Consider the following 23095-nt stretch of genomic DNA (forward strand, 5'->3'; position numbering starts at 1 on the left):
CATGAAGCACTGAATCAGTGCTTCACTTCTTCCATGCCCTACCGACAGACACCCGCCGTGCGGGCCCGGCTGGACGCTCAGCGGGACGTGGTGCTGGAGGCCGCGGTCACCCTGCTGGCCGACGAGGGCTACGCGGGGTGCTCGATGGCGGCGGTCGCGGCCACGGCCGGGATCGCCACCGGCAGCGTGTACCGGCACTTCTCCAGCAAGGCCGAGCTGGCCGCGGAGCTGTTCCGCACGGTGGTGTCCCGCGAGGTCGCGGCGGTGTCCGAGGCGTCGCAACGGCCCGGGGACCTGGTGGAGCAGGTCGTGGCGGTCGTCGAGACGTTCGCCGGTCGGGCGCTGAAGTCGCCCCGGCTGGCGTACGCGCTGCTGGCCGAGCCGGTCGATCCGGCGGTGGACGCCGAGCGGCTGGTGTTCCGCGAGGCGTTCCGCGACGTCTTCGCCGAACGCATCACCGAAGGCGTCGAGTCCGGTGTGCTGCCGCCGCAGGATCCGCGGCTGACCGCGTCGGCGCTCGTCGGCGCCGGCGCGGAGGCACTGATCGGCCCGCTGGCCGAGGGCGCGGCGAGCCCGGACACCATCCCGGGTCTGGTCACCTTCACCTTGCGAGCATTGGGAGTCGCGCATGCCGGCGACGCATGAATTCACCACGCTCACCTACGCCGTCCGCGACCGCAAGGCGTACCTCACGCTGAACCGGCCGGAGCGCCTGAACGCGATCAACGAGGTCATGCCCGCGGAGATCCGCGACGCGGTGCAGCGCGCCAACGAGGACGACCAGGTTCGGGTCATCGTCGTGCAGGGCGCGGGCCGGGCGTTCTGCTCGGGTTACGACCTCAAGCAGTTCGCCGAGGAAGACGCCGAGAACCGCTGGAACCAGGGCCCGCTGTGGGATCCGATCAAAGACTTCCAGGGCATGAAGGCCAACACCGACAACTTCTTCAGCCTGTGGCGCTCGCTGAAACCGACGCTCTGCAAGGTCCACGGCCACGCCATCGCCGGCGGCAGCGACATCGCGCTGTCCTGCGACCTGCTCGTCATGGCCACCGACGCCCGCATCGGCTACCCGCCCGCGCGGGTGTGGGGCTGCCCGACGACCGCGATGTGGGTGTACCGGCTCGGCGCCCAGCTGGCCAAGCGCATGCTGCTCACCGGCGACACCATCGACGGCACGACCGCCGCGGAGTACGGCCTGGCGCTGGAGGCCGTCCCGCCGGAGCGGCTCGACGAGGCGGTGGAAGCGCTGGCCGACCGGATGGCCGGGGTGCCGATCAACCAGCTCGTCATGCAGAAACTGATGATCAACCAGGCCTACGACAACATGGGCCTGGCGGGCACCCAGACACTGGCCACCCTGTTCGACGGCATCACCCGGCACTCCCCGGAAGGCCGCTGGTTCCGCGACTTCGCCGAACGCGACGGCTTCCACGCCGCCGTCGCCTACCGGGACTCCGGCCTGCCCATCCCCGACGGCGGTGGCCCGCCGCCGGGGTGACCCGCCCCTAGGAAACGGTCTCCCGGGGCCGTTCGTGCTCGAGGGCGCGGTTGCGGGTCTCGGCCAGCGCGGACACGCAGACGAGCGAGAGCACCCCGATCAGCGAGAGCATGACGCCGATGGCGATGCTGCCGAACGACGCGGCGAGGCTGGGCGCGACCAGCGGCGGGATCGCGCCGCCGAGCACGCCGGCGAGGTTGTAGCCCAGCCCGGCCCCGGTGTAGCGGTGCCGCGCGGCGAACAGCTCGGGCAGGTACGAACCCGCTGGGCCGTAAGCGATCGCGAAGATCACCAGGGTGACCGACAGCCCGATCGCGAACGCCACGGCACTGCCGGTGTCGAGCAGCGGGAACAACACCAAGGCCCAGATGATCCCGGCCACGCAGGAAGCGCGGATGACGTTGCGGCGCCCGAACCGGTCCGACAGCATCCCGGCGAGCACGATCGCGATCCCGAACAGCACCGCGGCGCCGATGCCGATGCCGAGCACGACCGGGCGGGACAGCGCCGCCCCCTTCGGGTTGGTGCCGTAACTGGTCAGGTACGCGGTGCCCATGTAGAAGAACGCGAACAGCATGGCCAGCGCACCGGCGGACAGCAGCACCTCGCGCGGCTGCGCGCGGAGCACCTCCAGGAACGGCAGCCGCTTGCGCTGGTCGAGCGAGCTCGCCTCGGCCTTCGCCACGGCCTGTGCCGCGCGGAACGCCGGGGTTTCCTCGATGCTCATCCGGACGTAGAGCCCGACCAGGACCAGCACGATCGAGAACAGGAACGGGATCCGCCAGCCGTAGGACAGGAACGCCTCGTCGGTGTCGCCCATGATCAGCCCGGTGGCCAGGAAGGTGCCACTGGACAGGGCGAACGCGATCGCCGGGCCGAGTTGCGGGAACACGCCGTAGAGGCCGCGTTTGTGCCGCGGCGCGTATTCCGCGGTGAGCAGCGTCGCGCCCGCCCACTCACCCCCGACCGCGAAGCCCTGCGCGAACCGCAGCACGACCAGCAGGATCGGGGCGGTGACGCCGATCGACCCGGCTTCGGGCAGCAGTCCGATCAGGACGGTGGCGATGCCCATCAGCAGCAGGGTCGAGATCAGCGTGCGCTTGCGCCCGATGCGGTCGCCGAAGTGGCCGAACACGATCGCGCCCACCGGCCGGGCGAAGAAGGCCACCGCGAAGGTCGCGAACGAGGCGACCGTGCCCGCCGTGGCGCCCAGCGCCGGGAAGAAGACCTTGGGGAAGACCAGGGCGGCGGCGGTGCCGTAGATGAAGAAGTCGTAGAACTCGATCGTGGTGCCGGCGCAGCTGGCGGCCGCGACGCGCCACAGCGGGACCGGCGGCGCCGCACTGCCTTGCGAACTGGACATCGAAGCTCCTCGTTGAGCTCGAACCGAAGTGACGAGCGGAGGTTCGCAAGCCGCGGTCCACAGTCGATACCCGCGAAAAGGGGTACCCGCGCTAGAGGAGCCCGTGCTTCCGGGCGGCGTGCACCGCGGCGGTCCGGTTGTGCACGTTCAGCCGGTGCATGGCGCTGCGCAGGTAGGCGCGCACGGTCTCGGTGCGCAGGCGCATCACCTCGGCGATCTCGCTGTTGCGCAGACCGACGGCGACGTGCTGGAGTGCCTCGATCTCCCGAGGGGCGAGGTGCACCCCGTCGCCGCGCACCGCCACGGGCGGGGTCCGGTCGTCGTCGAGTTCGCGGAGGTCCCGCGCGATGCCGAGCAAGGCGTCGCGCACGGTCTCGTCTTCCACACCGAGCGCGACCTCGCGGAGCTTGTCGAGCGCGGCGCGGGCGCGGGCCGGCACCGGCTGGGTCGGCGGCTCCGGCGGTTCCAGCAGCGTCGTGAGCTCGCGTTCGAGGCTCGCCCCGAAGGTGGTGGCTCGCTCCAGGACGACGTCACCGATGGTCTGCTGGCCGCGAAGGGCGCCGTAGATGACGCCGCGGACCGTGCCGGCCACGCTGACCGGCAGGGCGAAGACGGAGCTGAGCCGCTCCTCCTGCACGACGATCGCGTCGAAGTCGTGGGTGATGGTCCGGGTGGAGGCGTAGTCACGCACGGTCCGCAGCGCCCCGGTCTGGATCACCGAGCCGCCCAGGCCCCGCCCCGATTCGACGCGGAGGTCCAACAAGGACTTCCCGACGGTGCCGCGGAGGTGGCCGATGCGCAGCTGCGGCGCCGTCGACTCCTTCAGGGTGGCACCGCCGAACACCACCGGGAGCCCGGTCAGCTGCTGCAGCTGCTTCAGGCGCAGGCCGAGGACGCGGTCGATCGTCGTGGTGTGGCTCCAGTCGACAGCCATCGGGCCTCCTTGCCTGGCACGTCCGCGCCGAAAGGTGCAGGGTGCGGTGCCCGAACGGATACGTCAAGAGCCGCACCGGCCACTACCCCCGCACGGGGGTAGTCCGCGGTCTCCGGCACCGGTCACGCTCAGCCGACCTCGATCCGGGCAACTCATGGGGAGACGACGATGTCGAGCACCACGGCGGCCTACCGCGCGGCCCGCGACGTCCTGCAGGACCTGGCCGGCGACTACGAGAAGGCGGTCGCGTCCTTCGCCTGGCCGGATTTCGGCGACCGGTTCAACTGGGCGATCGACTGGTTCGACGCGGTGGCCAGGGGCGTGGACCGCACGGCGCTGTGGATCGTCGAGGAGGAGGACGGGTCGGAAGCGAAGTACTCGTTCGACCAGCTCGCGTGCCGGTCGGACCAGGCCGCCGCGCACCTCGCCGCCCACGGCGTCGCCCGCGGTGACCGCGTGCTGCTGATGCTGGACAACCAGGTCGAGCTGTGGGAGTCCATGCTCGCGGTGATGAAGCTGGGCGGGGTCATCCTCCCGGCGACCACCGCGCTCGGACCGGCCGAGCTGGCCGACCGCATCGACCGCGCGGCGGTGCAGCACGTCCTGGTCAACGCCGCGGACACCGCCAAGTTCGACCAGGTTCCCGGCTCGTACCGCCGGATCGCCGTCGGGGACGCGCCGGACGGCTGGGTCGCCTACCGGGACGCCTACGAGCTGACCGTGCCGCCCGCCGAACACCCGGGCACCGCGCCCTCGGACCCGCAACTGCTCTACTTCACCTCCGGCACGACGAGCAAACCGAAACTCGTCGAGCACACGCAGGTCTCCTACCCGGTCGGGCACCTGGCGACCTCGTTCTGGGTGGCGGCCAAGCCCGGTGACGTCCACCTGAACATCTCCAGCCCCGGCTGGGCCAAGCACGCCTGGTCCTGCTTCTTCGCGCCCTGGATCGCCGAGGCGACGATCTTCGTCTACAACTACGCGCGCTTCGACGCGGGCAAGCTGCTGGAGCAGATCCGGCGAGCCGGGGTGAACACCTTCTGCGCCCCGCCCACCGTGTGGCGCATGCTGATCAAGGCCGACCTCTCCGGCGGGCCGGGGGCGCTGCGCGAACTGCTGTCCGCCGGCGAGCCGCTGAACCCGGAGGTGATGGACCAGGTCGCCGCCGCGTGGGGCCTGACCATCCGCGACGGTTACGGGCAGACCGAGCTGCCGCTGGCCGTGGGCAACGTGCCGGGCATGCCGGTCAAGCCCGGCTCGATGGGGTTGCCGCTGCCGGGCGTGCCGATCGTGCTGGTCGACCCGCTCACCGGGCAGCCCGCCGACGAGGGTGAGCTCTGCGTCGACCTGGCACAGCGGCCGATGTCGCTGATGACCGGCTACCAGGGCGACGCCGAACGCAACGCGGAAGCCATGGCGGGCGGCTACTACCACACCGGCGACGTCGCCTCCCGCGACGCCGACGGGTACATCTTCTACATCGGCCGCACCGACGACGTGTTCAAGGCGTCGGACTACAAGATCTCGCCGTTCGAACTGGAGAGCGTGCTCATCGAGCACCCGGCCGTGGCGGAAGCCGCCGTCGTCCCGGCCCCCGACGAACTCCGGCTGGCGGTGCCGAAGGCCTACGTCGCGCTCGCCGCCGGCTACGAGCCGACCGCCGAGACCGCCTTCTCCATTCTCAAGCACGCCCGGGAGAATCTCGCGCCGTACCAGCGCATCCGGCGCATCGAGTTCTTCGACCTGCCGAAGACCATCTCCGGCAAGATCCGGCGCGTCGACCTGCGCGGCCGCGAGGAACGCGCGGCCACCGGCCAGACTGAAGTCACCGAATACCGGGACGAGCAGTTCCCGCGGCTGCAGTCCTAGGTCCGGTTTCGCCGCAGCCGGTCATTCGCACACTTCGATGGTCAGGCCGTGGTGGTCCCGGTAGTGCCGGGCGAGTTCGGCCCCGGCACGAGCCGGTATCCCCGCCTCCCACCACGGCAGGTCCGGCGCCGCGGGGCCCGGCCGCAGCAGGGCGCGGAACCGCTCGTCGAGCCTCGGTCCTTGTCCTTCTCCTTGCGGCCTTCGCCGTGGCCAGTACGCGGCCCCCTTGCGGCTCACAGCGGGAATCGCAACTGGCGGGCCGTGGCTTGACCGACGCCTTGGCCTCGCGGGCACCGGCGGTCGACCCCCACAAACCGAACAGGACGGCAAAAGTGGCGCCGGTCAGGACCTGACCGGTCACCTCGAGCGACCGGCTCAGCTTGGGTTTCACGAGCGCATGCCCTCTCATCACAGGGATCGACAGCGCTCATAGCGTGGAACGGCGAGGTCCAGCGGAAGTACATTCCGGATACACCCACTACCGGTTCCGCAGGAAGGCGACCTGGTCGGTGAGGGCGTGCTCGCGCACGGCCGGGTCGGTGTAGAACGTGAAGTGCGTGCCCGGGTAACTCCGCAACTCCCCGTGCGGCGCCCGTTCGGCCAGCTCCCTGGTCGTCTCGATAGGAGTCTCCTGGTCGTCGGCGGCGACGCAGACCAGGAGCGGCGCGGTCAGCCGAGCCGCGGCCAGCGCGGGACGGTAGCGCATCATGCCGAGCAGCGCCCGTGGCGCGATGCTGTTGCGCCACAAAGAATCCTCCCCACCGCTGGTGAGCGCGCGGATGTGCTGGTCGGCCTCGGCAGTGGCCGCGACGGCCAGCTCCCCCGGCCTCCCGACCATCGGGATGTAGAACGGCCGCAGCCCCAGCTTGCCGCGCAGCGCGTCACAGCCGATGGCGGCCAGCAACCGCAGCGTCTGCCCCGTCGAACGGCCCGCCACCCGCCGAGGGAAGCCGTTGAACGGGATCTGCGCGACCACCGCGGCGATCCCCGGATCATCGGCGGCCACGGAGATCACGTGGGCGCCACCCAGCGAATTGCCCCACAGCACCACGGCACCGGGATCGACGTGCCGCCGCGCGAACGCGATGGCCGCCCGCAGATCCTCCTGCTGGCCACCGACGTCGGCGAGCTGACGCGGCTCGCCACCGCTCTCCCCGAAACCGCGGTAGTCGAACACGAGCGCCGCCATGCCCTCGGCGGCGAACCGCTCGGCGTGCGGGAACAGCCGGTCCATCGTGCCGCTGAACCCGTGGCACAGCACGACGCACGGCAGCCGTCCCGCCGGCGACGCAGGCAGGTGGAGGTACCCGGCACAGGTGGTACCGCCGGACTCGAAGGTGACCTTGACGCGCTCCTGCATGACCCCACTCCCGTAGACTGACCGACGGTCAACAGCATAGCGACAAATCTGACCGATGGTAAGCAGCTTCCCGAGGAGGCCGATGAGCACCACCCCGCAGCGGATACTGGCGGCCGCCCGCGCCCTGTTCGCCGAACACGGCTACCGCGCCACCTCCATGCAGGCCATCGCGGACCAGCTCGGTATCACCAAAGCCGCGCTCTACTACCACTTCGACTCGAAGGACGAGCTGCTCCGCCACCTCACGCTGCCACTGCTGGACGAACTGGAGGGCGCGCTCAACGACGCGGAGACCGCCGGCGACCCGGAAGCGGTGCGCTGGCGCGCCATCGAGGGCTACGTCGACGTCCACCTGCGCCACCGGGAAACGCTGCTGATGCTGGTCCGGGACATGACGTTGCTGGTGCAGGCCCCGGTGGCGGACCGGTTCCGCGCGGCCATCGCACTGGCCAACGACCTGATCCGCGGCCCGGAGCACGACCTGGCCCAGCGGGTGCGTGCCGCCCAGGTGGTCGCCGGGCTGGCCGATCCGGTCGTGCTCTTCCTCGACGAACCCCCGGAGCAGGTCAAACGGCTCATCCTCGACGGCGCGCGCGCCCTGCTGGCGACCCCGGCCGAGAAGGAGGAACCGGCGGGCACCCGTCCTCGCGGCCGGCCCCGCGGCCGCAGTGGCGGGCGGCCCGCCGCGCTGACCGAGCCGGACGCCCAGCGGGCCCGCGACCTGTACGCGGCCGGGCACCCGGCACAGGTGATCGCGGACCGCCTCGGCGTCTCACGGGCCACCGTCTACCGCTGTCTCAAAACCTCGGCCGGTTGATTTTGAAATCAACCACGCGAAGCGGCGACCGTTGCGGTCCGGGAGCGAACGCTCTACGGTGACAAAACTAGAACAGGTTATAGTTTGACTGGCGCGCCGGACCGAGGAGCGGACATGGCGAAGAGGGCACCGCGCGGCGACGAGGCCGACTACGTGGTCGTCGGGTCGGGCAGCTCCGGGGCGGCGATCGCGGGCAGGCTCGCCGAGTCCGGGGCGAGCGTGATCGTGCTCGAGGCGGGCAAGACGGACGAGAAGCTGCTGGTCCGCAAGCCCGGCCTGGTCGGGCCGATGCACGCCGTGCCCCAGCTCAAGAAGCCCTTCGACTGGGGCTACTACTCGGTCCCGCAGAAGCACGCGCTCGACCGCACGATGCCGGTCCCCCGCGGCAAGGTGGTCGGCGGCTCCAGCTCGATCAACGGCATGGTCTACGTCCGCGGCAACCGCGCCAACTTCGACGCCTGGGCCGCCGAGGGCAACACCGGCTGGGACGCGGACAGCGTGAACGCCGCGTACAAGCGGATGGAGGACTTCGAGGACGGCGAGAACGCGTTCCGCGGTGCCGGCGGCCCGATCCGGATCACCCGCAACAAGATCCCCCAGGAGGGCTCGCTCCAGTTCATCCAGGCCACCGCCGACGCCATCGGCTGCAAGATCCTCGACGACTACAACGCCGAGTCCCAAGAGGGCGTCAGCCGGATGCAGCAGAACGCCGCCGACGGCCTCCGCTACAGCGCCTCCCGCGGCTACCTCCACCACCTCGCGCCGCCGACCCTGGAACTCCAGTCCGGCGTGCTCGCCAGGAAGGTGCTCGTCGAGAACGGCCGGGCGACCGGGGTCGAGGTCACCGACGCCAACGGCGGGCGCCGCACCATCCGCGCCGGCAAGGAGGTCATCCTCTCCGCCGGGTTCATCGGCTCGGCGCAGCTGCTCATGCTTTCGGGCTTCGGCCACGCCGAGCACCTCAAGAGCCACGGCATCGAGGTGCTCGCGGATCTCCCGGTCGGCGACAACCTGCACGACCACATGTTCCACGCGCTGACCTTCCACGTCTCGTCGAGCAAGAACACCGGCACCCCGCCCTACTTCGCGCGCGGGCTGGCCAGGGAGCTGATGCGGCCGGGCACCACCTTCCTGGCGAACTCGGTCTTCGAGGCCGTCGCCTTCCTCCGCACCTCGCAGGCCACCGACGTGCCCGACCTCCAGCTGCACCTGCTGCCGTGGGCCTACGTCTCCCCCAACCAGGACGCGCCGATCCGGCACGACGTGGACAAGCGGCCCGCGCTCACCGTGCTGACCACGCTGATCTACCCGAAGAGCCGCGGCACGCTGCGGCTCGCGTCGGCCGATCCGGCCGCCGCCCCGCTGATCGACCCCCAGTACCTGGCCGACCCCGCCGACCTCGAAGTGCTCGCCGAGGGCTCGGAGATGGCCCGCGAGATCTTCGGCTCCGGCGCCTTCCAGGGCTCGGTCAAGTCGGAGATCCACCCGGGCGCCAACCTCCGCGGCCAGGAACTGCGCGACGCCATCCTCAACCGCGCGACCTCGGTGTACCACGGGGTCGGGACCTGCCGGATGGGCGTCGACGAGCTCGCCGTCGTCTCCCCCGACCTCAAGGTCCGCGGGGTGGACGGGCTGCGGGTCTGCGACGCCTCGATCATGCCGTCGATCACCGGCGGCAACACCAACGCGCCCGCCATCATGATCGGCGAGATGGGCGCGCGCCTCGTACTTTCCGGCAACTGACGGGAAAGGGACCATGACCGTCACCCCAGTCGCGCTCACCCGCCCGGCGTCGGTCACCGACGCGTTCCTGCGGCAGCTCGTCGCCAGAGTGCCCGGCTCGGGCGGGGCGACCTGGCGGCTCACCGAGGTCTACACCGGCGAAACCCTGGTGGAACTGCCGCAGTCGACGCCGTCCGACATCGAGCGGGCGTTCGCCGTCGCCCGCGAGGCACAGCGGAAGTGGGCGGCCACGCCGCTCAAGCAGCGGCTGGCGGTGTTCAAGCGGGCGCACGCGCTCTTCACCGACCGGGCCAAGGCCGTCACCGACCTGATCCAGGTGGAGAGCGGCAAGAACCGGCAGATGGCGATCGAGGAGACCTGCGACCCGGCGATGGTGATGAGCCATTACCTCAAGCGGGCCACCAAACTCCTGGCGCCGACCCGGCGCGGCGGGCCGGTCCCGCTGGTCACCAACTCCACCGAGATCCGGCAGCCCAAGGGCGTGGTCGGCATCATCGCGCCGTGGAACTTCCCGTTCGCCACCGGCATTTCCGACGCCGTGCCCGCGCTGATGGCCGGGAACGCGGTGGTGCTCAAGCCGGACAACAAGACCGCGCTCTCACCGCTCTACGGCATCCGGCTGCTCGAAGAGGCCGGGTTGCCCGAGGGCCTGTTCCAGGTGGTGTGCGGGGAGGGGCCGGACGTCGGCCCGACGCTGATCGACAACGCCGACTACGTGATGTTCACCGGTTCCACCGCCACCGGCCGGGTGATCGGCGAACGGGCCGGGCGGAACCTGATCGGCTGCTGCCTCGAACTCGGCGGCAAGAACCCGATGATCGTGCTGCCCGACGCCGACCTGGCCGAGGCGGTGCAGGGCGCCGTCTTCGGCGCCTTCGGCAACACCGGGCAGATCTGCATGCACATCGAGCGGATCTACCTGCCGGAATCGCGGTACGAGGAGTTCAAGAAGGCGTTCGTGGCCAAGGCGGAAGCGCTCGACGTGCGAGCCGCCTACGACTTCGGGCCGGAAATGGGCTCGCTCGTCTCGGTGGACCACATGCAGCGGGTCAAGTCGCATGTGGACGATGCGGTGGCCAAGGGCGCGAACGTGCTCTGCGGCGGCAAGCCGCGCCCGGATCTCGGCCCGGCGTTCTTCGAGCCGACGATTCTCGAGGGCGTCACCAAGGACATGGTCTGCGGGGTCACCGAAACCTTCGGGCCCGTTGTCGCGCTGCACAAGTACCGCACCGTCGACGAAGCCGTGGAACTGGCCAATGACACCGAATACGGCCTCAACGCCTCGGTCTGGGGAGTCGATCTCGACGGCGCACGCGCGGTCGCCGCGCGCATCGAATCGGGCAACGTCAACATCAACGACATCCTCGCCACCGCCTACGCCTCGAAGGGAACCCCGTCCGGCGGCGTGAAAACCTCCGGGGTCGGCGCCCGCCACGGCGATCAGGGACTGCTCAAGTACACCGACGTGAAGAACCTCGCCGTGCTCAAGAAGCAGGTGATGGGGCCGCGTCCGGGGCAGGACTACGAAAAGTACGTCAAAAGCATGATTTCCGGCCTGAAACTCATGCGGAAGTTCCGTATTCGGTGATTGCCCGCGCCCGGATGGGCGAAACGTTTGCGCCGATGGCGCGAGAAGCCAGTTCCCCTTCTCCCGCAGAAGGATGAGGGTTCCGAGGAGCGTGTAACGAGGCGGCCCGGGGTGCCGACGTCTCGGTTACGTGACGCGAGCCAAGGAGCCTCTCGATGATCACCTGCCGTCTCTGCGGCTCGGCCCACCTCGCCAGCGTCGTCGACCTCGGCGCGACGCCGCCGTGCGAACGGTTCCTGACCGAGGAACAGCTCGGTGAACCGGAACCGGCCTATCCCCTGCACCTCCTGGTGTGCACCGACTGCTGGCTCGCGCAGCTCCCGCCGTTGATCTCCCCCGAAGATACTTTCACCGAATACGCCTATTTCTCGTCGTATTCCGCCTCCTGGGTGGAGCACGCCGGTGCGTTCGTCGACGACGCCGTTTCCCGGCTCGGTCTCGGCGATTCCTCCTTTGTCGTCGAGGTCGCCAGCAATGACGGTTACCTTTTGCGGCACGTGGTGGCGCGGCGGATCCGGTGCCTGGGCGTGGAACCGTCGGTGAACGTGGGCGAGGCCGCGCGGTCGGCCGGGGTGCCGACCAGAACCGCTTTCCTCGGCCCGGAAACCGGGCGCGAGGTCCGCGAGGAGCACGGCCCCGCCGACCTGGTGGTGGCCAACAACGTCTACGCGCACATCCCGGACATCACCGGGTTCACCCACGGGCTGCGTGCCCTCGTCGCCGACGACGGCTGGGTCAGCATCGAGGTGCAGCACCTGCTCACGCTGATCCAGCGGAACCAGTACGACACCATCTACCACGAGCACTTCCAGTACTACACGGTGGAATCGGCGCGCCGGGCGCTGGCGTCCGGCGGTCTGTCCGTTGTGGACGTCGAACTCCTGCCGACGCACGGCGGCTCGATCCGCCTCTGGGCGCGCCCGGACGCGGCCGCCGGTGAGCCGAGCCGCCGGATGACCGAGGTGCTCGACGCCGAGAAGGCGGCCGGGCTGCACGAACTGTCCGGCTACACCGAGTTCGCCGAGCGGGTCAAGAAGGTCCGGCTGGAGCTGACCAAGTTCCTCGTCGACGCGGCGCTCGACGGCCGGACCGTGGTCGGCTACGGCGCGCCCGGCAAGGGCAACACGCTGCTGAACCACTGCGGTATCCGGCCGGACCTGCTGCCCTACACCGTCGACCGCAATCCCTACAAGCACGGCCGGTACACCCCCGGCACCCGGATCCCCGTCCTGCCCCCGGAGCGCATCGCCGAGGACCAGCCCGACTACGTGCTCGTCCTCCCGTGGAACCTGCGCACCGAACTGACCGCCCAGCTGGCCTTCGTCGGCGACTGGGGCGGAAAACTCCTCTTCCCCATCCCGCACCTGGAAATCGTCGAGGTGAAGTCGTGAAGGTAGTCCTCTTCTGCGGCGGGTACGGCATGCGGATGCGCAACGGTGACGCGTCCGACGTACCCAAGCCGATGGCCATGGTCGGCCCGAGACCGCTGATCTGGCACGTGATGCGCTACTACGCGCACTTCGGGCACACCGAGTTCATCCTGTGCCTCGGTTACGGCGCGCACCACATCAAGGAGTTCTTCCTCGACTACCGGGAAACCGCGTCCAACGACTTCGTCCTGCGGGACGGCAAGGCGGAACTGCTGTCCACCGACATCTCCGACTGGTCGATCTCGTTCGTGCACACCGGCCTCGAATCGGCCATCGGCGAGCGGCTGCGCCGGGTCCGCCCGCACCTCGGCGGCGACGAGATGTTCCTCGCCAACTACGCCGACGTGCTCACCGACGCCCCGCTGCCGGAGATGATCGAGCGGTTCTCCGCCGCCGACGCCGGTGCCTCGATGATGGTGGTGCCGCCGCAGTCGTCGTTCCACTGCGTGGAGATGGACGAAGGCGGCCGGATCGGCGCGCTGACCCCGGTCAGCGACATGCCGCTGTGGGAGAACGGCGGCTACTTCGTGCTGCGCCAGGAGGTTTTCGAGCACATCCCGCCCGGGGGCGACCTGGTCGCCGACGGCTGCGGTGAGCTGGCCAAGCGCGGCAGGCTGCTCGCCTACCCCTACCGCGGGTTCTGGAAGCCGACCGACACGGTCAAGGAACGGGTCCAACTGGACAACGCCTACACCCACGGCGACCGGCCCTGGGCGCTGTGGGAGCACGAGCCGGCGGGCATCGCGTGATCGGACTCGGCACCGGCAGGCTCCGGCGGATCGTCGCGCTCGGCGCGCACTGCGACGACATCGCCATCGGAGCCGGCGGCACCCTGCTGACCATCTGCGCCGAGCACCCCGGCATCCGGGTCGACGCGCTGGCCCTGTCCGGCGGCGGCACCGAGCGCGAAGCGGAGGAACGCGCCGCGCTCACCGCCTTCTGCTCGGGCGCCGACCTCGGCGTCACCGTGCTCAAACTGCCCGACGGCCGATTCCCCGCGCACTGGGAGGAAGCCAAGAACGGGCTGGAGGACCTGCGCCGGCGCACCGATCCGGACCTGGTCCTCTCCCCGCGCACGGCCGACGCCCACCAGGACCACCGCGGCTTGGCCCGGCTGGTGCCGACGGTCTTCCGCACGCACCTGCAACTGGAGTACGAGATCGTCAAGTGGGACGGCGATCTGGGCCGGCCCGAGGCCTACGTCCCGCTCTCCCCCGAGCGCGCGGAGCAGAAGGTCCGCCTGCTGCACGAGCACTACCCCTCGCAGCGGCACCGCCCCTGGTACGACCGCGAAGCCTTCCTCGGCCTGGCTCGGATCCGCGGCATCGAATGCGGGCACCGGTACGCGGAAGCGTTCGACCTCAAGAAACTGGCGCTCGACCTCACCGCGAAAGGCTGACCGCATGCGCGTGCTGCTGACCGGGCACAAGGGCTACCTGGGCACGGTGATGGCCCCGGTGCTGGCCGAAGCCGGCCACGAGGTGACCGGACTCGACTCGGGCCTCTTCGACGCCTGCGTATTGGGGCCGCCGCCGAAGGACCCCGACGGCCACGAGGTGGACCTGCGCGACGTCACCACCGCGCACCTGTCCGATGTGGACGCCGTGATCCACCTCGCGGCGTTGTCCAACGACCCGCTCGGGTCGCTGGCGCCGGAGCTGACCTACGACATCAACCACCACGCGTCCGTCCGGCTCGCGCGGCTGGCGAAGGAGGCGGGCGTCCGCCGGTTCCTCTACGCCTCCACCTGCTCGGTCTACGGCGCTTCGAGCAACGACGGCCTGGTCGACGAGGACGCGCCGCTTCGCCCGGTGACGCCGTACGCCGAGTCGAAGGTGCGGGTCGAGGACGACGTCCACGCGCTCGCCGACGACGACTTCTCCCCCGTGTTCCTGCGCAACGCCACCGCGTTCGGCTTCTCGCCCCGGCTGCGCGCGGACATCGTGCTGAACAACCTCACCGCCCACGCCCACGTTTCCGGCGAGGTCCTGGTGCTCTCGGACGGCACGCCGTGGCGTCCGCTGGTGCACGCCAAGGACATCGCGCGTGCCTTCACCGCGGCGCTGACGGCGCCGAAGGAGGCCGTGCACGGCAAGGCGTTCAACATCGGCACCGAGCGGAACAACGTGACCGTGGCCGAGATCGCCGAGCAGGTGGTCGAGGCCGTACCGGGCTCGATCCTGCGGATCACCGGCGAATCCGGCGCCGATCCACGCTCCTACCGCGTCGACTTCGCCCGGTTCCGTGCGGCGGTCCCCGGCTTCGACTGCGACTGGTCGGTCAAGGACGGCGCGCTCGAACTGATCCACGCCTACCGGCGCCACGACCTCACCGAACGGGACTTCCAGCTGCTCTTCACCCGGCTGAACACGCTCAAGGCGCGGGCGCGGGCGGGCGAACTCGACGAAACCCTCCGACAGCGGTGAATCGGTGACCACCTACCGGGCCCTGGACTCCGGCGCCGACCTGCGCAAACTGGTCGAGCGCCTGTACCCGTTCTGCCGCAGCATCACCGGCGACGGGGTGCGCCGCACGCTGGACGTGCTCGGCGAGCACCTGCCGCTCGCGGTCCACGAGGTCCCCACCGGCACCCGGGTGCTGGACTGGACCGTGCCGCGGGAGTGGAACATCCGCGACGCCTACGTCAAGGACGTCACCGGCCGGCGCGTGATCGACTTCCGCGAGTCGAACCTGCACGTGGTCGGCTACAGCGTGCCGGTGTCGCGGACGATGCCGCTGGCCGAACTGCGCGAGCACCTGCACACGCTGCCCGAGCACCCGGCCTGGGTGCCGTACCGGACCAGCTACTACGCGCCGGAATGGGGTTTCTGCCTGGCGCAGGAGGTGCTCGACGCACTGCCCGACGGGGACTACGAGGTGTGCGTAGATTCCACTTTGGACGACGGCAGCCTGACCTACGCCGAGCACGTGGTGCCGGGCCGGGTCGCCGAAGAGGTGCTCATCTCCTGCCACACCTGCCACCCCTCGCTGGCCAACGACAACCTCGCCGGCATCGCCATCGCCGCCGCGTTCGCCCAGCGCCTGGTGAACCCCTACTACACCTACCGGTTCCTGTTCATGCCCGGCACGATCGGCGCGATCACCTGGCTCGCGCGCAACAGCGCCCGCATCGGCCTGGTCAAGGCGGGACTGGTGCTGGCGTGCGCCGGGGACCCGGGATCGCTGACCTACAAGCGAAGCCGCCGGGGGAACGCCGAGATCGACCGCGTGCTGGAGCACGTGCTGTCCGGCCGCTCCCACACGGTCCTCGACTTCTCGCCGTACGGCTACGACGAGCGCCAGTTCTGCTCCCCCGGCTTCAACCTCGGCGTCGGTTCCCTGACCAGGACGCCGTACGCGGGTTATCCCGAGTACCACACCTCGGCCGACAACCCGGACTTCCTCTCCACCGAGGCGATGGAAGAAACCCTCCAGGTCCTGCTGGACGCCCAGGCGGTGTTCGATCGCGACCGCACCTACGTCAACCTCAGCCCCTACGGCGAACCGCAGCTCGGCAAGCGCGGGCTGTACGACTCGCTCGGCGGCCGAAGCGACGCCAAGCAGGCGCAGCTGGCGATGCTCTGGGTGCTCAACGTCTCCGATGGCGAGCACAGCCTGCTCGACATCGCCGAGCGGTCCGGGCTGCCCTTCGACTCCGTCGCCGCCGCCGCTGACGCGCTGCGGGGCGCGGGATTGCTCGGGGAGTGAGGCGGATGCGGTCGATCCTGCGCTCCCGGGCCGCGCGGGCGATGGCCGGGCGGCTCAGCTGGGGGCTGGGCGACCAGGCCGTCTCCAGCCTGACCAACTTCGCGGTCGGCCTCTACGTCGCGCGGTCGCTCGGGACCAGCGCGTTCGGCATGTTCAGCCTCGCCTGGGTCAGCTACGGCGTGGTGCTCAACCTTTCGCGCGGCCTGGGCACCGACCCGCTGATGGTGCGGTTCTCCGGGGTGTCCGCCGACGCCTGGCGCGGCGCGACCAGGCAGGCGACCGGAACGGCGCTCACCGCGGGACTCGCGGCGAGCGCCGTCAGCGTGGGGGCCGGTCTGCTCGTGGGCGGGAGCCCCGGCAAGGCGTTCGTCGCGCTCGGCGTCGTCATCCCGGCCCTGTTGCTCCAGGACGCCTGGCGGTTCGCCTTCTTCGCCGCCGGACACGGCCGGAAGGCCTTCGTCAACGACGTGGTCTGGGGTGTCGCGCTGATCCCGGCGCTGTACCTGGCCAAGGAACACGACACCTCCGCCGCGTTCATCCTGGCCTGGGGCCTCTCGGGCGCGGTCGCCGCGGCGTATGGCTGCCTGCAGGCCGGGGTCCGCCCGGATCCGCGTGGTGCGCTCGACTGGCTCAAGCGGCACCGCGACCTCGGCACCCGGTACCTGATCGAGAACGTCAGCAACAGCGGCTCGGCGCAACTGCGGATGTACGGCCTCGGCGCGATCGCCGGGCTGGCGAGCGTCGGCGCGGTGCGCGGCGCGGAACTGCTGCTCGGCCCGTTCCTCGCCCTGCTGATGGGGCTTTCCCTGGTCACCGTGGCCGAAAGCGCGCGGGTGCTGCAACGGGCACCGCACCGCCTTCGGCACTTCTGCGCCGTGCTCGGGGCCGGGCAGTCGGCCGCCGCCCTGCTCTGGGGCCTGGCGCTGCTGCTGATCCCGGACGGGGCGGGCCGGTTCGTGCTCGGTGACGTCTGGGCGCCCGCGTCGAGCCTGATCGTGCCGGTCACCATCGGCATCGCCGCGGCCGGGTTCACCACCGGGGCCGCCGCCGGGCTGCGGGCGCTCGGTGCGGCGAAGCGGAGCCTGCGGGCCCAGCTGATCGCCTCCGCGGCCTACGTCGGTTTCGGTCTCATCGGCGCCTTCTTGGCCGGGGCGCCCGGATCCGCCTGGGGGGTCGCGCTGGCGGTCACCAGCGGCTCGGCGGTGTGGTGGCACCAGCTCCACACCGCACTCAAGGAACGCCGGACTTCGGAGAAGGAAGAAATGGGGACGTCATGAGCACCGCGCCTCGGCTGAGCATCGGGCTCCCGGTCTACAACGGCGAGGACTACCTCGCCGAAGCGCTGGAGGCACTCCTCGGCCAGACCTACGACAACTTCGAACTGATCATCTCGGACAACGCCTCGGTGGACGCGACCGAGGAGATCTGCCGCGCGTACGCGAAGCGGGACCCCCGCGTGCGCTACGTGCGCCAGCCGGTCAACATCGGCTGCGCGCCCAACCACAACTACCTGGTCGACGTCGCCCGCGGTGAGCTGTTCAAATGGGCTTCCGACGACGACCTCTACGCCCGCGACCTGCTCGAACGCTGCGTCGAAGCGCTGGACGAGCACCCGGAGTACGTGCTGTCGCACTCGTGGACGGCGATGATCGACGAGCACGCGGTGGTCACGCAGGCGCTCGAATACCCGCTCGTCACCAACTCGCCGCGAGCCCCGGAACGCTTCCGCAGCACGCTGTTCGCCCCCGGCGGGGACGACGACGGGGCGGTCATCCGCACCGAGGTGCTGCGCCGGGTCGCGCCGCTGGACAGCTACCACCACGCGGACCGCACGATCATCTCCGAGCTGGCCCTGCACGGCCCGTTCCACCAGGTGCCCGACTGGCTGTACTTCCGCCGCGACCACCCCGGCCGGTCCGAGCACGAGTACCCGACCGTGCGCAAGCGCGCCAGCAACCTCGACCCGAAGCGGGCGAACCGGCTGCGCCACCCGATGGTCCGCCTGCTCGGCGAGTACGTGCTGGGCTACGTCAAGGCGATCCGGCGCGCGCCGATCTCCGACGCGGACAAGCGCGAGTGCTACCGGTACCTGCGGCAGTGGCTGCTCAGCCGGGCGGGCAACCCGGCCATGGGCAAGATGCCGATCCAGGCCACCGCGGAACTCGGGCCGCGCCAGGTGTCGGTGGTCTCGGTCGTGCCCGGCCAGGAGGGCCGGGTCCGGTGATGCCGCCGGCCAGGATCGGGCTGTTCGGGCTGCTCGGCTCCGGGAACCTCGGTAACGACGGTTCCTTCGAAGCGGTGCTCGGCTACCTGCGCGCGAACCACCCGGACGCCCGGATCAGCGTGATGTGCGGTGGTCCGGAGGTGGTCGCGTCGCGGTACGAGCTCGAAACGACGGCGTTGCACTGGTACTCGCGGGAGTACCGGACGGCCTCGGGGCCGGGCGCCCTCGTCGCGAAGGCGCTGGGCAAGGTAGTCGACATCGGGCGCACGGCGGCCTGGGTGCGGCGGCAGGATCTGGTGATCGTGCCGGGCATGGGTGTGCTCGAATCGACGCTCCCCTTGCGCCCCTGGGGGTTCCCGTACTCCCTGCTGTTGCTGTCGGCCTCGGGCAGGCTCGTCGGCACCAAGGTGGCGCTGGTCAGCGTCGGGGCCAGCGCGAGCGGCCACCGGGCCACCCGGTCGATCTTCGGCTGGGCGGCGCGGCTGGCGTCGTACCGGTCCTATCGGGACGAACCTTCGCGCGAGGCGGTGCGCGTGCTGGGCGTGGACGTCACCGCGGATCGGGTCTACCCCGATCTAGCCTTCGCCCTTCCCGTGCCCGCGGAAGCGGTGGTGCCCCGTTCGGTCGGCGTCGGCGTGATGGCGTACCACGGCGGGAACGACGACCGCCCGCGTGCCGGCGAACTGTACGACTCCTATGTGGACACCATGACCCGGTTCGTCGCCAAGCTGCTCGGCGACGGCCGCCAAGTCCGCCTTTTCATCGGGGACCAGGCCGACCGCCAGGTGGCCGACGAGATCATCGCCGAACTCCGCTCACCGCTTCTGTCCGCTCCGAAGACATCCACATTGGACGAGCTGATGCGGGCGATGGCGGCGGTGGAAACGGTGGTCGCCACCCGGTACCACAACGTGCTGTGCGCGCTGAAGCTCGCGAAACCCACCTTGTCCCTCGGGTACGCCACCAAGAACGACGTCCTGATGACGCAGCTGGGCCTCGGCGAGTTCTGCCGCCCGGTCCGGGACATCGAGGTCGACGACCTGCTCAGCCGGTTCACCGAGCTCGAAGACCGGGCGGACGAGCTGCGCCGGACCCTGGCGGAACGCGGTGCCGAGCAGACGCGGCTGCTGGAGGCGCAGTTCGCCGAGCTGTCGGCGGCCTTCCTGCCGGAGGGAGTCCGGTGAAGGCGATCCCGGTGCCCGCCATCGCGGGCGCGTACCTGTTCGAACCGACCCCGCACCTCGACGAGCGCGGCTTCTTCTGCCGCACGTTCGACGCCGACGTGGTGCGCTCGGCCGGGATCGATCCGGACGGGTTCGTCCAGGACAGCGTGTCCCGGACCCGGAAGGGCGTGGTGCGCGGCCTGCACCTGCGCGCGGGCCGCGGTGAGGCGAAGCTGGTCCGGTGCTCGTCGGGCGCGGTGTTCGACGTCGTGGTCGACGTGCGGCCGGATTCGCCGACCTTCCTCGGCAAGGCGAACTTCGAGCTGTCCGGCGAAACCCAGGTCTCCCTGTACATCCCGGCGGGATGCGCGCACGGGTTCCAGGCGCTCACCGAGATCGCCGACGTCTCCTACCGGATCGACCGCGCGCACGACCCCGCCGAGGACCTGGCCATCGCCCACGACGACGCCGAACTGGCCATCCGCTGGCCGCTCCCGGTGTCGCTGATCTCCGAGCGGGACCGCCAGGCACCCCCGCTCGCCCAGGTACTGAAGAGGTGAGCCCGGTGCACCTGCCCCGATCCGCCCTGGCCAACGAGCGCCTGCACGCGATGATCCCCGGTGGCGCGCACACCTACGCCAAGGGCGAGGACCAGTACCCCGAGCACCTGGCGCCGGTCATCTCGCACGGGCGCGGCGCGCGCGTCTGGGACGTCGACGGCAACGAGTACCTCGAATACGGCTCGGGGTTGCGCGCGGTCAGCCTCGGCCACGTCCACCCGAGGGTCACCGAGGCCGCCCGCCGCGAGCTCGACCGGGGCGCCAACTTCGTCCGCCCGTCCATTGTGGAGGAGAAGGCGGCCGAGCGGTTCCTGGCCACCGTGCCCACCGCGGAGATGGTCAAGTTCGCCAAGAACGGCTCCGACGCCACCACCGCGGCGGTCAAGCTGGCCAGGGCGGCCACCGGCAGGCCGCTGGTGGCGCTCTGCCGGGACCACGCCTTCTTCTCCATCGACGACTGGTTCATCGGCACCACGCCGATGTCGGCCGGGGTGCCCGGGGCGATCGCGGACCTGACCGTGTCGTTCCCCTACGGCGACCTCCCGGCCACCGAGGAGCTCCTGCGGGAGCACGCCGGGCGGGTCGCCTGCCTGGTGCTGGAGGCCGCCAACCAGGTCGAGCCACCCGACGGCTACCTCGCCGGCCTGCGCGCGCTGGCCGACCGGTACGGCTGCGTGCTGGTGTTCGACGAGATGATCACGGGTTTCCGCTGGTCCGAGGCGGGCGCGCAGGGCCTCTACGGGGTGACGCCGGACCTGTCGACCTTCGGCAAGGCGCTCGGCAACGGGTTCGCCGTCTCGGCCCTGGCGGGCAAGCGGGAGTTGATGGAACTCGGCGGGCTGCGCACCGACCGGGACCGCGTTTTCCTGCTGTCCACCACGCACGGCGCCGAGACGCACTCGCTGGCCGCGGCGATCGCGGTCATGGAGACCTACACCGAAGAGGGCGTCTCGGCGCGGCTGCACCAGCTCGGCGCACGGCTCGCCGCCGGGGTCCGGGAGGTCGCGGCCTCGGCGGGGGTCGCGGAGAACGTCGTCGTGCGCGGCCGGGCGAGCAACCTCGTCTTCGCCACGCTCGACGCGGAGGGGAAACCGTCGCAGGACTACCGCACCTTGTTCCTGCGGCAGCTGCTCACGGGCGGGGTCCTCGGGCCGTCGTTCGTGGTCAGCGGCGCACTGTCCGAAGAAGACATCGACCGGACGGTCGACGTGGTCGCGCAGGCTTGTCTTGTGTACCGCAAAGCACTCGACGCGGATGACCCGGCACCGTGGCTGGGTGGCCGTCCGGTGAAGCCGGTATTTCGGAGAAGGGTATGAAGTTCGGGTTCAGAGATCGTTCGGCCGGCTCGCGCGTGCTCCCGCTCGCGCTGTCGGTGTTACTGCTCCAGGTCACCGTCGCGTCGGCGGCGGTGGCGGTCCCCGAGACCCCGGAAGCCCCCCAGATCCTGGCGGCGGGCGTGTGCGGCACCACCGTCGGGGTGCCCACCGCGCCGGCCGGGGCCGAGATCGTCCAGCCGGGGACCGACCTGACCAGCCGCACCATGCAGCGCCCGGCGGGCTCGACGTTCTGGCTGGCCCCCGGCACGCACACGCTCAGTCCGGACCAGTTCGGCCAGGTGATGCCGAAGGACGGCAACGTCTACCTCGGCGCGCCGGGCGCGGTGCTCGACGGGCGCGGGATCAACCGCGCGGCCTTCACCACGCCGGCCAAGGACGTGGTGATCCGCGGGCTCACCATCCGCGGCTTCGTCGCGGAACGGGACCAGGGCGTGGTCAACCACGACTCCGGCGAACGCTGGATCATCGAAGGGAACGTGATCGAGCAGAACGAGGGCGCGGCGCTGATGGCCGGCGCGGGCCAGCAGGTGCTGGACAACTGCCTGCGCGACAACGGCCAGTACGGCATCAACGCCTACCGGACCGCGGGCGGGATCACCGGCCTGCTCATCCAGGGCAACGAGATCACCGGCAACAACACCGGTGACTGGGAAACCCAGATCCCGGGCTGCGGGTGCAGCGGCGGCGCGAAGTTCTGGGCCGTCGACGGGGCCGACATCATCGGCAACTGGGTGCACCACAACCACGGGGTCGGGCTCTGGGCCGACACGAACAACAACGACTTCGTGGTGGAGGGCAACCTGATCGAGGACAACGCCTCCGAGGGGCTGTTCTACGAGATCTCCTACAACCTGGAGCTGACCGGGAACACCTTCCGGCGCAACGCGCTGGTCCAGGGCCGCAACCGCGCCGCCAAGGGCGACAACTTCCCGGTCGCCTCGGTCTACATCAGCGAGTCCGGCGGGGAACCCCGGCTCCCGGCCCGGACCGGCGGCATCGTGATCCGGGGCAACATGTTCTCCGACAACTGGTCGGGGATCACCCTGTGGGAGAACGCGGACCGGTTCTGCAACAGCCCGGCGAACACCTCGGTGCTGTCCTGCACGGCACTGGTCTCGCCGACCTCCACCTGTTCCGCGCCGGCCATCGCCAGTGAACCGCTCTACGGTGACTGCCGCTGGAAGACGCAGCGGGTTTCGGTGTACGACAACACCTTCGAGTTCGACTCCGCGCTCGAAGGCTGCCTGAACATGTGCGGCCGGATGGCGGTGCTGTCGAACTACGGCACCTTCCCGTCGTGGTCGCCGTACAAGGGCTCGGTGATCTCGGAGGCGGTCACCTTCACCCAGCACAACCGGTGGTACGACAACAAGTACTACGGCCCGTGGTCCTTCGTCGCCCACGACACCTCACGGCGGCTGACCGCGGCGCAGTGGCAGGCCGCGCCGTATTCGCAGGACACGTGCAGCGTGTTCGGCGAGACGGAGACCTGCTGAAGCGT

General features: G+C 70.4%; 21 protein-coding genes. 17 read left to right on the forward strand and 4 right to left on the reverse strand.

All coding sequences use genetic code 11. The features are described 5' to 3' along the window. The first annotated feature begins 33 nt into the window (after positions 1 to 33). Together JYK18_RS36670 and JYK18_RS36675 are read left to right on the forward strand one after the other, a co-directional pair. Positions 34 to 645 (forward strand): TetR/AcrR family transcriptional regulator, encoded by a 612-nt coding sequence (locus JYK18_RS36670; RefSeq protein WP_206807991.1) that lies wholly within the window; start codon positions 34 to 36, stop codon positions 643 to 645. Continuing rightward, complete coding sequence (locus tag JYK18_RS36675; RefSeq protein WP_206807992.1) at positions 629 to 1498, forward strand: crotonase/enoyl-CoA hydratase family protein; 870 nt, start codon at positions 629 to 631, stop codon at positions 1496 to 1498. The genes JYK18_RS36670 and JYK18_RS36675 overlap by 17 nt, the downstream gene beginning before the upstream one ends. A 7-nt stretch (positions 1499 to 1505) precedes the next feature. Here JYK18_RS36675 and JYK18_RS36680 read toward each other — a convergent pair whose 3' ends face one another. Both JYK18_RS36680 and JYK18_RS36685 read right to left on the reverse strand, forming a co-directional pair. Beyond that, positions 1506 to 2861, reverse strand: a complete 1356-nt coding sequence (locus JYK18_RS36680; protein ID WP_206807993.1) for an MFS transporter — start codon at positions 2859 to 2861, stop codon at positions 1506 to 1508. A gap of 91 nt (positions 2862 to 2952) precedes the next feature. Continuing rightward, the gene (locus JYK18_RS36685) at positions 2953 to 3795 is read right to left on the reverse strand and encodes a LuxR C-terminal-related transcriptional regulator (RefSeq protein ID WP_206807994.1); all 843 of its coding nucleotides are present in this window, start codon (positions 3793 to 3795) and stop codon (positions 2953 to 2955) included. 168 nt (positions 3796 to 3963) lie between these two features. Between JYK18_RS36685 and JYK18_RS36690 the strand changes: the two genes are divergently transcribed. Continuing rightward, the gene (locus tag JYK18_RS36690; protein WP_206807995.1) at positions 3964 to 5664 is read left to right on the forward strand and encodes an AMP-binding protein; all 1701 of its coding nucleotides are present in this window, start codon (positions 3964 to 3966) and stop codon (positions 5662 to 5664) included. A 21-nt stretch (positions 5665 to 5685) separates the two neighbouring features. Here the strand turns inward: JYK18_RS36690 and JYK18_RS36695 are convergent, their stop codons facing one another. Both JYK18_RS36695 and JYK18_RS36700 read right to left on the reverse strand, forming a co-directional pair. Next, the gene (locus JYK18_RS36695) at positions 5686 to 5901 is read right to left on the reverse strand and encodes a hypothetical protein (RefSeq protein ID WP_206807996.1); all 216 of its coding nucleotides are present in this window, start codon (positions 5899 to 5901) and stop codon (positions 5686 to 5688) included. 241 nt (positions 5902 to 6142) lie between these two features. Further along, on the reverse strand, positions 6143 to 7024 hold the full coding sequence (locus tag JYK18_RS36700) for an alpha/beta hydrolase (RefSeq protein ID WP_206807997.1): 882 nt from the start codon (positions 7022 to 7024) through the stop codon (positions 6143 to 6145). 82 nt (positions 7025 to 7106) lie between these two features. Here JYK18_RS36700 and JYK18_RS36705 point away from each other — a divergent pair, with 82 nt between their 5' ends. The 14 genes from JYK18_RS36705 to JYK18_RS36770 all read left to right on the forward strand — a co-directional run bounded on the left by JYK18_RS36705 (position 7107) and on the right by JYK18_RS36770 (position 23090). Continuing rightward, positions 7107 to 7841 carry a TetR family transcriptional regulator gene (locus JYK18_RS36705; protein WP_206807998.1) on the forward strand — a complete coding sequence of 245 codons (735 nt, stop codon included), beginning with the start codon at positions 7107 to 7109 and terminating at the stop codon, positions 7839 to 7841. Positions 7842 to 7955: 114 nt separating this feature from the next. Then, on the forward strand, positions 7956 to 9584 hold the full coding sequence (locus JYK18_RS36710; protein WP_206807999.1) for a GMC family oxidoreductase: 1629 nt from the start codon (positions 7956 to 7958) through the stop codon (positions 9582 to 9584). Between the two features lie 13 nt (positions 9585 to 9597). Beyond that, entirely contained in the window at positions 9598 to 11172 is a 1575-nt protein-coding gene (locus JYK18_RS36715) for a succinic semialdehyde dehydrogenase (protein WP_206808000.1), read from the forward strand. 155 nt (positions 11173 to 11327) lie between these two features. Then, entirely contained in the window at positions 11328 to 12563 is a 1236-nt protein-coding gene (locus JYK18_RS36720) for a class I SAM-dependent methyltransferase (RefSeq protein ID WP_206808001.1), read from the forward strand. Then, positions 12560 to 13351: a glucose-1-phosphate cytidylyltransferase gene (locus tag JYK18_RS36725; protein ID WP_206808002.1), complete on the forward strand. Its 792-nt coding sequence runs from the start codon at positions 12560 to 12562 to the stop codon at positions 13349 to 13351. Before JYK18_RS36720 ends, JYK18_RS36725 begins: the two co-directional genes overlap by 4 nt. Beyond that, positions 13348 to 14001 (forward strand): PIG-L deacetylase family protein, encoded by a 654-nt coding sequence (locus JYK18_RS36730; protein WP_206808003.1) that lies wholly within the window; start codon positions 13348 to 13350, stop codon positions 13999 to 14001. Before JYK18_RS36725 ends, JYK18_RS36730 begins: the two co-directional genes overlap by 4 nt. Positions 14002 to 14005: 4 nt before the next feature. Further along, entirely contained in the window at positions 14006 to 15028 is a 1023-nt protein-coding gene (locus tag JYK18_RS36735) for an NAD(P)-dependent oxidoreductase (RefSeq protein ID WP_206808004.1), read from the forward strand. Positions 15029 to 15032: 4 nt separating this feature from the next. After that, positions 15033 to 16310, forward strand: coding sequence for a DUF4910 domain-containing protein (locus tag JYK18_RS36740; RefSeq protein ID WP_307796213.1), 1278 nt, complete (start codon positions 15033 to 15035; stop codon positions 16308 to 16310). Positions 16311 to 16315: 5 nt separating this feature from the next. Beyond that, positions 16316 to 17587 carry a hypothetical protein gene (locus JYK18_RS36745; protein WP_206808005.1) on the forward strand — a complete coding sequence of 424 codons (1272 nt, stop codon included), beginning with the start codon at positions 16316 to 16318 and terminating at the stop codon, positions 17585 to 17587. Next, the gene (locus tag JYK18_RS36750) at positions 17584 to 18534 is read left to right on the forward strand and encodes a glycosyltransferase family 2 protein (RefSeq protein ID WP_206808006.1); all 951 of its coding nucleotides are present in this window, start codon (positions 17584 to 17586) and stop codon (positions 18532 to 18534) included. The genes JYK18_RS36745 and JYK18_RS36750 overlap by 4 nt, the downstream gene beginning before the upstream one ends. Then, the gene (locus JYK18_RS36755; protein ID WP_307796214.1) at positions 18531 to 19718 is read left to right on the forward strand and encodes a polysaccharide pyruvyl transferase family protein; all 1188 of its coding nucleotides are present in this window, start codon (positions 18531 to 18533) and stop codon (positions 19716 to 19718) included. The genes JYK18_RS36750 and JYK18_RS36755 overlap by 4 nt, the downstream gene beginning before the upstream one ends. After that, complete coding sequence (locus JYK18_RS36760) at positions 19715 to 20257, forward strand: dTDP-4-dehydrorhamnose 3,5-epimerase family protein (RefSeq protein WP_206808008.1); 543 nt, start codon at positions 19715 to 19717, stop codon at positions 20255 to 20257. The genes JYK18_RS36755 and JYK18_RS36760 overlap by 4 nt, the downstream gene beginning before the upstream one ends. Next, positions 20254 to 21573: a glutamate-1-semialdehyde 2,1-aminomutase gene (locus tag JYK18_RS36765; protein ID WP_206808009.1), complete on the forward strand. Its 1320-nt coding sequence runs from the start codon at positions 20254 to 20256 to the stop codon at positions 21571 to 21573. The genes JYK18_RS36760 and JYK18_RS36765 overlap by 4 nt, the downstream gene beginning before the upstream one ends. Continuing rightward, entirely contained in the window at positions 21570 to 23090 is a 1521-nt protein-coding gene (locus JYK18_RS36770) for a right-handed parallel beta-helix repeat-containing protein (RefSeq protein ID WP_206808010.1), read from the forward strand. The genes JYK18_RS36765 and JYK18_RS36770 overlap by 4 nt, the downstream gene beginning before the upstream one ends. The last annotated feature ends 5 nt before the right edge of the window (positions 23091 to 23095 follow it).

This window comes from Amycolatopsis sp. 195334CR (assembly GCF_017309385.1).
In the GTDB taxonomy this organism is placed as follows: Bacteria; Actinomycetota; Actinomycetes; order Mycobacteriales; family Pseudonocardiaceae; genus Amycolatopsis.

Coding starts and splice junctions, on each gene's coding strand:
- JYK18_RS36705 (WP_206807998.1), top strand. CDS start 7,107: ATGAGCACCACCCCGCAGCGGATACTGGCGGCCGCCCGCGCCCTGTTC.
- JYK18_RS36770 (WP_206808010.1), top strand. CDS start 21,570: ATGAAGTTCGGGTTCAGAGATCGTTCGGCCGGCTCGCGCGTGCTCCCG.
- JYK18_RS36680 (WP_206807993.1), bottom strand. CDS start 2,861: ATGTCCAGTTCGCAAGGCAGTGCGGCGCCGCCGGTCCCGCTGTGGCGC.
- JYK18_RS36735 (WP_206808004.1), top strand. CDS start 14,006: ATGCGCGTGCTGCTGACCGGGCACAAGGGCTACCTGGGCACGGTGATG.
- JYK18_RS36720 (WP_206808001.1), top strand. CDS start 11,328: ATGATCACCTGCCGTCTCTGCGGCTCGGCCCACCTCGCCAGCGTCGTC.
- JYK18_RS36715 (WP_206808000.1), top strand. CDS start 9,598: ATGACCGTCACCCCAGTCGCGCTCACCCGCCCGGCGTCGGTCACCGAC.
- JYK18_RS36675 (WP_206807992.1), top strand. CDS start 629: ATGCCGGCGACGCATGAATTCACCACGCTCACCTACGCCGTCCGCGAC.
- JYK18_RS36750 (WP_206808006.1), top strand. CDS start 17,584: ATGAGCACCGCGCCTCGGCTGAGCATCGGGCTCCCGGTCTACAACGGC.
- JYK18_RS36670 (WP_206807991.1), top strand. CDS start 34: ATGCCCTACCGACAGACACCCGCCGTGCGGGCCCGGCTGGACGCTCAG.
- JYK18_RS36700 (WP_206807997.1), bottom strand. CDS start 7,024: ATGCAGGAGCGCGTCAAGGTCACCTTCGAGTCCGGCGGTACCACCTGT.
- JYK18_RS36690 (WP_206807995.1), top strand. CDS start 3,964: ATGTCGAGCACCACGGCGGCCTACCGCGCGGCCCGCGACGTCCTGCAG.
- JYK18_RS36685 (WP_206807994.1), bottom strand. CDS start 3,795: ATGGCTGTCGACTGGAGCCACACCACGACGATCGACCGCGTCCTCGGC.
- JYK18_RS36745 (WP_206808005.1), top strand. CDS start 16,316: ATGCGGTCGATCCTGCGCTCCCGGGCCGCGCGGGCGATGGCCGGGCGG.
- JYK18_RS36710 (WP_206807999.1), top strand. CDS start 7,956: ATGGCGAAGAGGGCACCGCGCGGCGACGAGGCCGACTACGTGGTCGTC.